The sequence below is a fragment of the Streptosporangium sp. NPDC049376 genome (genome assembly GCF_044466505.1).
In the GTDB taxonomy this organism is placed as follows: domain Bacteria; phylum Actinomycetota; class Actinomycetes; order Streptosporangiales; family Streptosporangiaceae; genus Streptosporangium.
In genome coordinates this window covers 65,720-77,244 of the sequence record NZ_JBITMT010000010.1, presented here as the reverse complement: position 1 = coordinate 77,244, position 11,525 = coordinate 65,720, and the positions used below count along the sequence as shown (strand labels likewise).

Sequence of the window (11,525 nt, the reverse complement as noted above, 5' to 3'; positions counted from 1 at the left end):
TGCGGTTATGTGGTCCGTTGAGCACGCCTTGATCATTAACGATCACTGTACGTGTGTTTAACGGCGCCCCTGTCAATCATTTGGGTCCGTTGTCATCCGGCCCTGACTGTGCATGTGGCGACAACTTTTATCCTCGGACGCCGATTGGCATGTGGAGGACGCTCCGCCCCTCCCCTGACCTCCCCAAACGTCGGTAATCTGCTGCAACGCCCTCGGGTGATGACCTGTCCGGTTTCCGGACAGGAACGTTCCATGAGGAGGTGGCCCCACTTCTCCCGGGCACGCGGAGCGGAGCGTGCAGAAGCCAGGCCGAGGAGCCCTTTTCCCCGGCGCCGATTCCCCCTTCCCCGCGCCCCCGGAAAATCACCCGGCCGGCCATTTCCTTTAGCCTTCACGTTTTCTTCTGGGAAGAGCGCTCTCCCGCCCCCGGTGCGTCCGCCAGAATGAGGAGATGTCCCGAGAACACCTGCGAACCACCTTCGACACCGTGGCCGCCGACTATCAGAGGGCGCGTCCCGACTATCCGGCCGATCTGTACACCGACCTGCTCACGATGACGGGGATCGAACCGCCCGCGAACCTGCTCGAAGTCGGCTGCGGCCCGGGAAAGGCCACCATCCCCCTGGCGAGGCTGGGCTTCCGGATCACGGCGGTCGAGCTCGGCGCGGCCCTCGCCGGGGAGGCGCGGCGCGAACTACGCGACTTCCCCGCCGTCTCGGTGGTCACCGCCCCGTTCGAGACCTGGCGGCCACGGGACGACTCCCCCTTCGACCTTCTCTACGCGGCCACCGCGTGGAAGTGGATCGACCCCCGGCTGAAGTACGACAGGGCCGCCGCCCTGCTGCCCTCCGGCGGCCACCTGGCCGTGTGGGACGCCCAGCACGCCTTCCCCGAGGACTTCGACCCCTTCTTCACCGAGATCCAGCGGGTCTACGACGAGATGGGGGAGGGCGACGGCGCGGCCTGGCCACCACCGACGCCCGAGGAACAGCCCGACCCGACCGCGGTCGAGTTCGAGGACTCCGGACAGTTCGCGGTCGTCGGGACGCGACGCCACGTGTGGGCGCGGAAGTACACCGCCGAGGAGTACATCGCGCTGCTGGACACCTTCTCCGGCCACATCGCCATGCAGGCGTCCAAGCGCGAACACCTCTACGGGGAGGTGCGCCGCCTGCTGGCCGTACGCCCGGACGGCCGGCTGACCCGCCACTGGCTGGCCGTCCTCACCGTCGGCCGCCGCCTGTGACGGTGATGAGCGACCCACCGTCTACGGCCTCGGACCGCGCACGCGGTCGTCGCGAACCCTTCAGGGCGATGAGCAACCCGAGAGTAAAGTCCCAGTTCAGGAGGGTGCGCAAAGGGAAGTCGGAAAAAGGGGCAGAGGTATGGCCGCCGATCACTGATCTTTAGTTCGTGGGGTTACGACGACTTGAGAGCCAGGCCGGTCCCGGCCAGACAGCCGTCGATCAGATGCGGCCGGTACTGGATCTTCTTCAGCCCCGCTTGATCACGCGCACCAGGTGATCCAGGCTTGCCGCGGCGAGGTCGGCCGGCCCGCCGCGGTTCAGCAGGACCAGACGCCCTCCACCGGATTGAGGTCGGGAGCATAGGACGGCAGCTGGAAGACCCGCAGCCAGTCATCGTTGTCGGCGATGAAGCGCCGCGTCTCCGGGCAGATGTGCCGGTTCAGATCGCCCCAGTCGTGCGCGGCCGGACCTCGTAGCGGCGCGGCCTCCAGCCGGGCGAACCGCGCCTGGCTCAGCCGCGGCAGCGACGCCGGGCCTTTGAAGGCCAGGGCCGCGTAGCCACCACAGGTCCAGGCCCGGCGCCACCGGTTGGCCGACATCCGACTGACCCGTAGTTCTTTGGCCACCTGCTTATCGGTGTATCCGCGGGCGAACAACTCGGCCGCGCGCAGCCGTACCTGCTCACGCTTGGCTCGTTGGACGGCGGTCAGTCCACCGCCTTGCGCATACCGCGTGACCTGGACACACCGCAGAACCCTACGCGCTCACACGACTGTCGATCACCACGAATTAAAGATCAGGAAGGTAATTTTTTCGGATCGGCGATCAGTCAATGCGGCTGCGGTTCACCGCTCGGGCGGAGACAAGGTTGCCGTGCCGCTCAATGAGTACAATACTTATTGTCTACATGACTCGGTTCATGGCTTTTTGGGTACGGCGGGTGGCTTTTTTCGTCAGTGGTCACTCTGTAAAGCTCTCGCATTATTTATGCGGTGTCGATACTTAGGCCGGACTGCTGTCGTTAATTCTTCGGGATAAGCTGATCGCGAGGCACCTGATTTGCGATGGCCTTCTTCCACCGCTCATGAACTGCCGCCCGACTGTTTGTCTCTCCGACACTGTTCGCCTCGCCTGAAAGCGGAACGTCCCCATATTTGGGGGTTAAGACGTTCAGGCCGGCGCTGTTGACTCGAGTTGCAAACAGATACTCTTGACCAGCGCTGAGGAGGGTGTCCTCTTCGAACACTTTCAGAGTGTTGGTCAACGAGTTATATCCGCCACGCTGAGCTACAGTGACCGTACCGGTGAAGGTGCCCTTCAGGCTTTCGGAGACATCTACACTCCAAAGCGTGACTGGAATGTCTGTAGTGCCATACGTAGTCTGTCCGGTCTTGGCGGTTACGCGTCCGATAAAAACGTTGTCAGCCCATCCCGCGAGCTTTCTTTCATCGGAGTAATCGAAGGCGCGCTGGCTGTGAACGTGGCTTACCGAGAAGTCGGGGCGAGCGATCACCCCGATCGCCCCGACGGTCAGTGCCCCCGCAACGCAGCCGGCGAGCACCTGATATAAGGCAGGGCGTGCTATTTTCACCTTCAGCACCATTGGGCTCTGTATCCGTTTCTGTCGTCGGTTTGTGGTGACGTAATTGTTGTATTGTCGTAGTACATCAGGGCTGATCCATTCGACACGTGGCCGAGCCCAAGGGCATGCCCTAGCTCGTGGGCGGCGACGTTACGCCTTCTTGCAGTGCTGAATCCGGACATGTAGTACGAGTTTAAATAAATTTCGTCCGTTCCGATCGAGTCATTATCGTAGATGCCGTACGTGTCGTCATTTTCTGAATAGTCGAGCCATTCTATATCGCTATACGTTCCACTGGTGTCGGCGGCTATCGTAATGCACCCGAGTGCATTCCAGACGCTATGGGCATTTTTGCGCGCGTCATCCCACCGGGTGCTGTCGACCCATCGAATCTCGCCCTCGTCTACTGCGTACTCGCCTGTAAGGACATATGCGTGTGCCGCAGACTGATAACCGAGGCCGAGGCCTAGGGCGAGAATGAACGATGCGCCAACTCGCAACGCTCCGGCCCTGAACGATTTTTTTACCATGGTTAAGATGTTAGGTACGAGGTCGCGTGGAAGCAAGAGTTGTTTTGAAGTAGTCATAATCGTTCTTGATGTCTTGGTGCCGACCAGGCAATGGTTACCCTTGGTGTTCCGTTACGGGATGTCTGAAACTATTAGAGGGTGCTTAAATTGTCGGGTGGGAATCCGGGTGAGATGAAACAGGGCGAAGATCGCAGCCAGATAGGCGATGTTTACGAAAGTAGCCGGCAGATACATGCACTCCTCGAGACGGGCAGGTGCAGCGATTCAGGTGGGTAAGTGTCTGCTCCACCATTCAATCGCGGGGCCATGCCCAACGAGGCACGATCCGGGGGAGTCTCCGCCGATACCTAGGTGTGTCGTGTACCGCCATCACATCGGGTGGCCACCTGCAAGGTGATCCCGGTGACCTGCTTGGCCCAATGCAGGAATGGATAAAAGTGACCCTGTTTATTCGGCCGACCGTATCCTTGCTTGACTTGTATGGAGCCGTACCGGGCAGGCACGGGTCAGATCCGGTAACCGCAAATAAAGGTCACCGTAACAGCTTATTGTTTTCGCCCTAGTACTCCAGCCGTACATCGTGAGGCTGAGTGAGAGCGTGCGTGTGTGAACCTGTGGGGCTAGGGCCACAACTACGACGGACGGCCACCGCTGTGATCATTCAGGTGTGATGGAACTGAAGATCATGCGGTGGCCGTGTCGGCCAGACTAGAACACCTCAGCGCTACCCGTCTGCAGGCCGGACTGGACGACGCCTTCGCTCACGTGGCAGGGCGTTTCGGGAGACGGGAGGTACGGCTGCGCGCCCGTTCCTGCCTGCAAGGACTACTGTCCGGCCTGCAACGCACGACCGGCTGGTCGTTGGCCGAGCACGCCGGGGAAGCCACCCCGGACGGCATGCAACGGCTGTTTTCGACCGCCAAGTGGGACGTCGACGCAGTCCGCGACGACATCCGCACCTACGTGATCGACCACCTGGGCGACGCCGACGGAGTGCTGGTCGGCGATGACACCGGCTTTGAGAAGAAGGGCACCTGCTCGGGAGGGAGACCTCCCCCTGAGCCTCCCCCTGAGAGGAGCGACCGCCTACATCTCCGCCACGGGTCGCATACGGCTGGAGCGAGGCGACTGGGTCGGGAGAATCGGCTGAACGGGCGACCGCAAAAATCCAGCACACGCGAGCACTGTGTGAGCAGCCCGAACACACAAGACCTCGGCGTCGTGTTGCGAACCCTTCAGGGTGATGAGGGACCCGAGGGTAAAGTCCCAGGTCAGGTATGTCCGCGTGGGGGGACTGTTTCTGCGGCAGTCCGGCGGCAGTGCAGCGGCGCAGGTCAGAGCGTTGATCATTATTGGGTACGGCCTCGGGCTGTGGGGCTCTGTCCATGATGGCGGGTTCGTGGGTTAGGAGTCGAACGTTCCGAGCTTCACATCGTCTATGAAGGCGTTCCACCTGGAGGTGCTGAAGGTCAGTGTGGGGCCGGGGGGCTTTGCTGTCGCGGATGGCGATCAGGTCGGGGATCAGGGAGTGGGTTTCATGTCGATGACGATCACGGTGACGTTGTCGGGGCCGCCGTGGTCGAGGGCCAGGGTGATGAGGTGGTCGGCGATCTGGGGTGGGTCGGCGGGTGCGCGCAGAGCCTCGGTGAGGAGTTTGCCGGGTACGGCCCCGGTGAGGCCGTCCGAGCACAGCAGGAACCGGTCGCCGGGGTGGAGGGTGTGGGTGGTCAGGTCGGGGGAGCGTCCTTCGGGGCGGCCGTCGAGGAAGCGGGAGATGCGGGCGGGCAGGTTCGGTACGGCGTCGGCGTCGGCGATGAGGTTCCGGTAGGTGTGGTCCTCGGTGAGGCGCCGTAGCGGCGTGCCGGGGGCGGCGTGGGCGGGCAGCAGGTAGGCGCGTGAGTCGCCGACGTTGGCCACGACGGCGGTGGTGCCCGACCACATCAGGGCCACGAGGGTGGTGCCCATCCCGGTCAGGGTGGGGTCGGTGGTGATGGCCTCGTGCAGAGTCCGGTTGGCGGTGTGGATGGCGCCGCCGAGCAGGTGGGGCAGGTCGGCGGCGTCGGCCGGGTGATCGCAGGGGCGTAGGACGTCGATCACGGTCTGGGCGGCGATGTCGCCTGCGGGGTGGCCGCCCAGGCCGTCGGCGACGGCGAACAGGTGGGTTCCGGTGTAGGCGGCGTCCTCGTTGCGGCGGCGGACGTGGCCGACGTGGGTCCGGGTGGCGGCGTGGGCGGTGAGGGTCATGGCTGCTCACCGTCACCGTCTGTGGGGTTGGGCCAGGGGGGTTGGGCGGATTCGTCGCGGTGCAGGACGTGTACGGTCTCCACCCGGTCGCTGGCCACGACGTATTCGGTGACCTCGATGGGCTGGTCGTCACCTCCGGAGACGCCTTGGCGGACGATCTCCAGGATGGGCAGGCTGGTGGGGATCTCCAGCAGGGCGGCCTCGTCCTTGGTGGGCATGCGGGCGCGATGAAATTCGATCCAGCTGATGGGCCAGTGTCCGGCCTGTTCCAGCCGGTACAGCCAGTCGCCCGGTCCGGTGGCCTGGCCGGTCACCTCAGGGGCGTCGGTCAGGCCGCGGGGGTGGATCCAGGAGACGGCGATCTGGAACGGCGGCTCCGACTGCGGGCCGGTGACACGGAAGCGGCGGGTCACTGTCGTGCCGGGCGGGACACCGAGCAGTTTGGCGATACGCGGATCGGTCAGGGGCTCGGCGGACACCGTGGGCGGGACGTGGTGTTTCCAGACCTCCTGCCCGGATGCTGAGGGGAAGGAGTAGCCGGGGCCGTCGGTGGCGACGTTGCGTTTTACGAGGTTGCCGCGCGGCCTGCGCAGTCGCATCATGCCGTGCCGGACGATGATCCCTCGCCCCTGGACCGCCCAGACATACCCCTCGGATTCCAGGACGCCGATGGCTCGGCCGATGGTGTCGCGGTTGGCACCGTACTGCGCGGCGAAGTCATCCAGGCGCGGCAGCCTGGCTCCGGGTTCCCACTCACCTGCTTCGATCCGTGTCCGGATTTGCGTGGCAAGGTCCCGGTAGCGCGAATGTAGGGCCATCGTGCGGCTCTCCTGCTGGGTTCAGGGGGCGGCGGGTTCGTTGGTCCAGATGTCGCGGCCGTGTTGCCACAGTTCGTTGACGTGGTAGGCGAAGCGGTCGTAGAGGCCGTCGTCCTGGTGGCGTTTGAGGTGCAACATCGGGGAGTCGTGGCCGACGAGGTTGGCCAGGTGCGGGGTGACGAGCATCTCGTCGTCGAACTGGAAGACCGACAGGGCGATGTGTTCGTCGCCGAAGCGGGCCTCGATGCCGGAGAGGTTCTTGAGGGGGTCGAGTTCGGCCAGGGTGATGCGGATGCGGGTGGAGACGGTCAGCGGTACGGCTTCGGCCTGTTCGCGGCGGCGGGTGACGTCGCTGTCGGGGTCGCCGATGAGGAAGCGGACGCGGCAGCCCTGTTCGGCCTTACGTTTGAGGACTTTGGCGAAGTTGGGGTGTTCCAGCCAGAGGAAGTAGTTGGTGTATCCGGCCAGGACGATGGTTGAGGTGGCGTTGGTGATCAGGGAACGCCACACGCTTTTGGGGCAGGCGGATCGGTAGGGGTAGACCGACAGGACCTCGCGGTCCGGGCCGGTTTTGACCGTGTTACGTATCGCGTCGGGCCACAGCACGGACTCATCCACTTTCAACGCTTCGGAGGCGGCCCACCGGTGGCGTGGGTGGGGCACGCGCCCTTCGTCCGTCAGCCAGCGTTTCCGATTCCCCCGGTGCGAGCAACCCTCCTGACATGGACAAGGCCCTGGCGCCGTAGGGTGCCAGGGCCTTGCGGAGAGGGCAGGCGATCAGGCGTCGAAGGCGCCGGTGTTCACGTGGCCGATGAACGAGCGCCACTGGGCAGGGGTGAAGGTCAGGGCCAGAGGGGTTCGACGCCTTCCGGGCCGTTCTTGGAGGGGTGGCTTACCCTGCCAGGTGTGATCAGGGTTGTGGTGTTCGACATCGGTGAGACGCTTGTTCGGGATGATCGTTATTGGGCGTCCTGGGCTGATTGGCTGGGGGTTTCCCGGCACACTCTGTCGGCTCTGGTCGGTGCGGTGACGGCGATGGGGCTGGACAACGCGGAGGCGATCCGGCTGTTGCGTCCCGGGGTGGATTTGCATGCCGAGCGGCGGGCCCGGGAGGAGGCCGGACGCGGGGAGTTCCTTGACGAGAGCGATCTGTATCCCGATGTGCGGCCGGGGTTTCGGGCGTTGCGGGAGGCAGGGGTGCGGGTGTGTGTGGCCGGTAACCAGACGGTCAGGGCCGGGAATCTCGTGCGTGGCCTTGGCCTGCCCGCCGATGAGATCGCCGTCTCGGAGGAGTGGGGGGTGGCGAAGCCGGACCCGGAGTTCTTCCGACGTGTCGTCGAGCTGGGCCGGGCGGCACCGGAGGAGACGGTTTACGTGGGGGACCATCCGGCCAACGACATCGTTCCGGCCAGGGCGGCGGGTTTGCGGACGTGCCTGATCAGGCGAGGCCCATGGGGGCACCTGTGGGGAAATGATTCGACCATTCTGGAGTCGGTTGATTGGCGAATCGATAACATTCTGGAACTGCCTTCTCTTCTCCATGGAAGTTCCGAATGGAGCTGAAATGTCCCCCGCAACGCCTGGTGACGGTTTGGGGAAACGTATAGCCGCGATTCGCGGTGCGCGACGTATGACCCAGGCCGACCTTGCGCACGCGTCCAATGTCTCTCTGAGCATGATCCGTAAACTTGAGCAAGGCGTTCGCGACCCCAGCGACGGTGTACTGGAATCCATAGCGGCGGCCCTGGGGGTCGAACCCTCACGCTTGCTCGGCAACACCACACGTTTCGACGGGCGTGTTCATGACGCCATCCCACTCCTGCGCACGGTCATAGCCTCCTACGACCTTCCGGAAGACGGCCAGGTACGCCCTGCCCACCAGCTACAGGCAGCCGTGAGCGAAGCGGTCCAGCGTCGTCTGAACTCGCAGTATGTCCGCCTGTCCGCAACGCTTCCCGACCTGGTCTCAGAACTTATCCGCGGACTTCACACAGCAGTCGATCCGGCGCGTTCCGGCATCGCCGCATTGCTTGTCGCCACCTATCGGTCCGCTGACGCGATAGCGTACAAATACGGCTATCATGATTTGTCGGCGCGTCTGATCGAGCTGATGCGAAGCGCTTCCGGTATCGCTGACGATCCGCTGCTTGTGGCGTCAACGGCCTACGTGCGGACGGAGATCTTCTTCGCCGCCCAGGCGTACAGCGCCGGATTGCGTGCCATTGAATCAGAGATCGATCGTCTTCCGGCGACACAACAGCGTCAGCGGCTGGGAGTTCTGGGGTCTCTTCATATGCGTGCAGCCGTTGTCGCGGCCCGCGCTCGAAACCCTGAAAGCGCGATGGAGCATCTGGCCGAGGCCAGGCACTTCGGCGATCTCATTCCTGAGGGGATCTACTACGGCACGGCCTTCGGCCCAAGCTCGGTCCGTATCCACGAAGTCTCCGTCGCCGTCAGTCTCGGAGATCGCTACCTGCGATCCGCTCTTGAGATCGGCGACACCTGGGCACCTCCACCTGAGATTCCCGCCGAACGCCGAAGCGGCTACTACGTAGAACTGGCCCGTGCGCAGTTGTGGGCCGGTCACAAGGAGGCGTCTTTCGAGTCGCTGAGGATGGCCCGGCGTATCGCGCCTCAGCACACACGCGAGCATCAATGGGTCCAGGAAGACGTTGAGACCCTGCTTCGCCTGTACCGGATGAGCAATGAGAGCCTGATCGGTTTCGCTGAATGGGTGGGCGTGGCCTGAAGATGATCAAGGTGACACAGGGTGTGTCACTTCCCGGGGGTTGACTGAAACACCATGGGGCCGTCCGAAACCCCGTGCGACCAGCGGCGACCTTATCGACGCAGGCGCGCAAAGACCGACCCGCCCGGTGCTCGTCACGTCCGGACGGGGCCTTGACCAGGAGGGTCCCCGACCCGTGACCAACCCCAGCACGTCAGCTCTCGACCGAACCCGACCACCCCGAAGCAACTGCGGCTGCTTCGCCGACACCGTCCCCCTGCCCATGGGGTGCGCTCGTTGCGGCCACTCCCCGTACGCCCATGGGTGTTCACACCAGGACGGACACGAGTACGTGCAGCCGTCCGGGGCGTTGATGAACGCTCGTCTCCAGGCCCGCCGCGAGTACGGTCCGCAGCTCCTCCCGGCACTTCGGCCTCCGGTGGAGGTCGCGCCCGCCGAGGTGATTCCGCTGGTGCCCGCCCAGCGTCGGCCCGATCCTGACCCTGAGCCGGAGGCGCCCGCGATGGTCCCGGCTGCGAACGCCGTACCGGACGGTGCCGACGAGATGCCGGAGCTCGTGGACGAGGCGGCCGTCGCTGCGGAGCGGGTTCCAGAGCCTGCGCCCGTTGTGCGGGTACGGCCTGTTCGGGCGTCGCTGCCTCGGCGAATCCGGCGCCCCGTTCCCGGTGCTTCCCGGTCTGGGATCTCCTGGGCAAGGCTGCGTCAGCCCGGCCACTTCGGTGTACGGCCCGCGAGCGGCGGGCCGTACCGGCGCGGAGACCGATGTCGCGTTCCCCATGCTCGTACGGCCTGTCGGCCGGTTCGGGTTTCGGCTGTTCCTTGTCCCGCAGGGCAGGCCCGTCTGGCGAGCACCCATGCCAGGCACGCCTCTGATCGGATCACGGAGGTCCCGATCATGCACAACAACACTCCCACGACCCCGGTGATCCCGGGCTGGCGGTTGATCATCAGTGACGCGGGCCGGTTCTGGGCCTTCCGCAACCACCTCTTTCCCCGCGTCGCCGTACGGGCCGGGGCGCAGTCGGCCGTGGACGCCGACACCTTCGACGAGGTCCAGGCCGTCATCGCCGAGCAGGAGGAGACCGCCCGCGTCGCGGCTCTCGTTGAGGAGGTCACCTCGTGACCGGACGACACCGTGACGGCCTGCCGTACGCCCCCGTCTATCGACGGGTGTGGGACGGGCCCGCGCGGGCCGAGGCCGAGCGGATCGACCAGGCCTGGGCGGACTGGACGGTGCTCTACAGCCTGGGACGACGCTGTTTCTACGCCGTGGCCGCCTGGGACGGCCCCCGGCCGGTGATCGTCGAGGACCCCACCGGAGACGGGTTGGAGGAACGGATGCGGGAGGCCGAGATGATCCGGGCGATCCGGCTCGCGTCGCGGCCTTCTCCGGCGCCGGTTCGGCGCAGGAGGGGTGGGACGGGTCGTCCGCCTTCCGGGGCGCGGAACGAGGTGGTCGCCGAGGAGCCCAGTGAGGAGCGGGGTTCGTCGGCTGGGGAAACGGTGCCCGCTGGGGGACGGCCTTCGTCGGGCGGGGAGATGGTGTCCGCTGGGGGACGGCCTTTGTCAGGTGAGGGGACGGCGTCCGCCGGAGAACGACGTTCGTCGGGTGGGAGGGCGGCATGACGGTTGGTATCGCGCGTCAGAGTTGCGACGCCGTACAGCGGGCCCACTCCGGCTGGTTGGTCTTCCACAGTTCGACGACCGGTTTGTGGAGCGCCTACCGGAGTGTCCTGCCCGGCAGGCCGTACCCCGGGAACGTGCTGTTGGTGCGGGCTGACTCGGTCGAGGAGTTGGAGCGGAAGCTGACCGCTCAGGCGCCTCCGGTGGTGTCGCCGAGCATCCAGGCCGTCGCCGTCGCCCGTGCTCTGCGGACTCGAACCGCCCGGGTCGTGCAGGCCGTATGTCCTGGTCAGGCCGCTCAACCGGGTCAGGCTACGGCGTTGCGCAGGTTGCTGCGCTCTTGAAGCCGGTACGGCGGGCGTGGACGTCATCCCACCCGTCGCTCGCCGTACCTCATGAACGTGTGGCTCAGGTAGGAGGGACCTGGGCCGCACACCTCCGCAAGACGGCTCCCACGCACGCTGGCGTGCTGGGGAAGGGGGAGTCGTCTGGCGCACCGGCCCTGTGCGTGGGGCCGGTCCTCCTCCAGGGTGCCCGGCCCGTGCTCCCCGGCTCGGGGCCGGGCACCCGCCCCTCCTCCCTTCGTGAACCTCATGGCCCGAACGATCAGGAGCCCAGCCAGGACTCCCGGCCTCACGGTCCAAACGGTCGGGAGCCCTGGTCGGGTGAGGTCCTGGCCTCATGGTCCGAACAAAGGCCCTCGGAAGTCCGGCCTGAACGACGTGTGTTCCC

General features: G+C 65.2%; 14 protein-coding genes. 7 read left to right on the top strand and 7 right to left on the bottom strand.

Features of this window, described 5'->3' with window-relative positions; all coding sequences use genetic code 11:
* Nucleotides 1–451: 451 nt before the first annotated feature.
* Nucleotides 452–1,246 carry a class I SAM-dependent methyltransferase gene (locus tag ACIBVQ_RS24415; RefSeq protein ID WP_399180144.1) on the top strand — a complete coding sequence of 265 codons (795 nt, stop codon included), beginning with the start codon at nt 452–454 and terminating at the stop codon, nt 1,244–1,246.
* A gap of 318 nt (nt 1,247–1,564) precedes the next feature.
* Here ACIBVQ_RS24415 and ACIBVQ_RS24410 read toward each other — a convergent pair whose 3' ends face one another.
* From ACIBVQ_RS24410 to ACIBVQ_RS24400, 3 genes are all read right to left on the bottom strand, one after another.
* On the bottom strand, nt 1,565–1,957 hold the full coding sequence (locus ACIBVQ_RS24410; protein ID WP_399180388.1) for a helix-turn-helix domain-containing protein: 393 nt from the start codon (nt 1,955–1,957) through the stop codon (nt 1,565–1,567).
* Nucleotides 1,958–2,268: 311 nt separating this feature from the next.
* Nucleotides 2,269–2,850, bottom strand: coding sequence for a hypothetical protein (locus tag ACIBVQ_RS24405; RefSeq protein WP_399180142.1), 582 nt, complete (start codon nt 2,848–2,850; stop codon nt 2,269–2,271).
* Nucleotides 2,841–3,359: a matrixin family metalloprotease gene (locus ACIBVQ_RS24400; RefSeq protein WP_399180140.1), complete on the bottom strand. Its 519-nt coding sequence runs from the start codon at nt 3,357–3,359 to the stop codon at nt 2,841–2,843. Before ACIBVQ_RS24400 ends, ACIBVQ_RS24405 begins: the two co-directional genes overlap by 10 nt.
* A 690-nt stretch (nt 3,360–4,049) precedes the next feature.
* On the opposite strand from ACIBVQ_RS24400, the gene ACIBVQ_RS24395 reads away from it, so the two are divergent.
* Nucleotides 4,050–4,748 (top strand): transposase, encoded by a 699-nt coding sequence (locus tag ACIBVQ_RS24395; protein ID WP_399180138.1) that lies wholly within the window; start codon nt 4,050–4,052, stop codon nt 4,746–4,748.
* 132 nt (nt 4,749–4,880) lie between these two features.
* Here the strand turns inward: ACIBVQ_RS24395 and ACIBVQ_RS24390 are convergent, their stop codons facing one another.
* From ACIBVQ_RS24390 to ACIBVQ_RS24380, 3 genes are read right to left on the bottom strand one after another with little or no spacing between them, the layout of a single operon-like run.
* Complete coding sequence (locus ACIBVQ_RS24390; protein ID WP_399180136.1) at nt 4,881–5,603, bottom strand: PP2C family protein-serine/threonine phosphatase; 723 nt, start codon at nt 5,601–5,603, stop codon at nt 4,881–4,883.
* Nucleotides 5,600–6,421, bottom strand: coding sequence for a GntR family transcriptional regulator (locus ACIBVQ_RS24385; protein WP_399180134.1), 822 nt, complete (start codon nt 6,419–6,421; stop codon nt 5,600–5,602). Before ACIBVQ_RS24385 ends, ACIBVQ_RS24390 begins: the two co-directional genes overlap by 4 nt.
* Nucleotides 6,422–6,442: 21 nt before the next feature.
* Nucleotides 6,443–7,027, bottom strand: a complete 585-nt coding sequence (locus ACIBVQ_RS24380; protein ID WP_399180132.1) for a hypothetical protein — start codon at nt 7,025–7,027, stop codon at nt 6,443–6,445.
* Nucleotides 7,028–7,327: 300 nt separating this feature from the next.
* Here ACIBVQ_RS24380 and ACIBVQ_RS24375 point away from each other — a divergent pair, with 300 nt between their 5' ends.
* Together ACIBVQ_RS24375 and ACIBVQ_RS24370 are read left to right on the top strand one after the other, a co-directional pair.
* Nucleotides 7,328–7,984, top strand: a complete 657-nt coding sequence (locus tag ACIBVQ_RS24375) for an HAD family hydrolase (protein WP_399180130.1) — start codon at nt 7,328–7,330, stop codon at nt 7,982–7,984.
* Entirely contained in the window at nt 7,893–9,170 is a 1,278-nt protein-coding gene (locus ACIBVQ_RS24370; RefSeq protein ID WP_399180128.1) for a helix-turn-helix domain-containing protein, read from the top strand. Before ACIBVQ_RS24375 ends, ACIBVQ_RS24370 begins: the two co-directional genes overlap by 92 nt.
* A 307-nt stretch (nt 9,171–9,477) precedes the next feature.
* Here the strand turns inward: ACIBVQ_RS24370 and ACIBVQ_RS24365 are convergent, their stop codons facing one another.
* Nucleotides 9,478–9,948, bottom strand: a complete 471-nt coding sequence (locus ACIBVQ_RS24365) for a hypothetical protein (protein ID WP_399180126.1) — start codon at nt 9,946–9,948, stop codon at nt 9,478–9,480.
* Between the two features lie 117 nt (nt 9,949–10,065).
* On the opposite strand from ACIBVQ_RS24365, the gene ACIBVQ_RS24360 reads away from it, so the two are divergent.
* The 3 genes from ACIBVQ_RS24360 to ACIBVQ_RS24350 are packed head-to-tail and all read left to right on the top strand — an operon-like array spanning nt 10,066 to nt 11,137.
* Nucleotides 10,066–10,293 carry a hypothetical protein gene (locus ACIBVQ_RS24360; RefSeq protein WP_399180124.1) on the top strand — a complete coding sequence of 76 codons (228 nt, stop codon included), beginning with the start codon at nt 10,066–10,068 and terminating at the stop codon, nt 10,291–10,293.
* The gene (locus ACIBVQ_RS24355) at nt 10,290–10,796 is read left to right on the top strand and encodes a hypothetical protein (protein WP_399180122.1); all 507 of its coding nucleotides are present in this window, start codon (nt 10,290–10,292) and stop codon (nt 10,794–10,796) included. Before ACIBVQ_RS24360 ends, ACIBVQ_RS24355 begins: the two co-directional genes overlap by 4 nt.
* Nucleotides 10,793–11,137, top strand: a complete 345-nt coding sequence (locus ACIBVQ_RS24350) for a hypothetical protein (protein ID WP_399180120.1) — start codon at nt 10,793–10,795, stop codon at nt 11,135–11,137. Before ACIBVQ_RS24355 ends, ACIBVQ_RS24350 begins: the two co-directional genes overlap by 4 nt.
* The last annotated feature ends 388 nt before the right edge of the window (nt 11,138–11,525 follow it).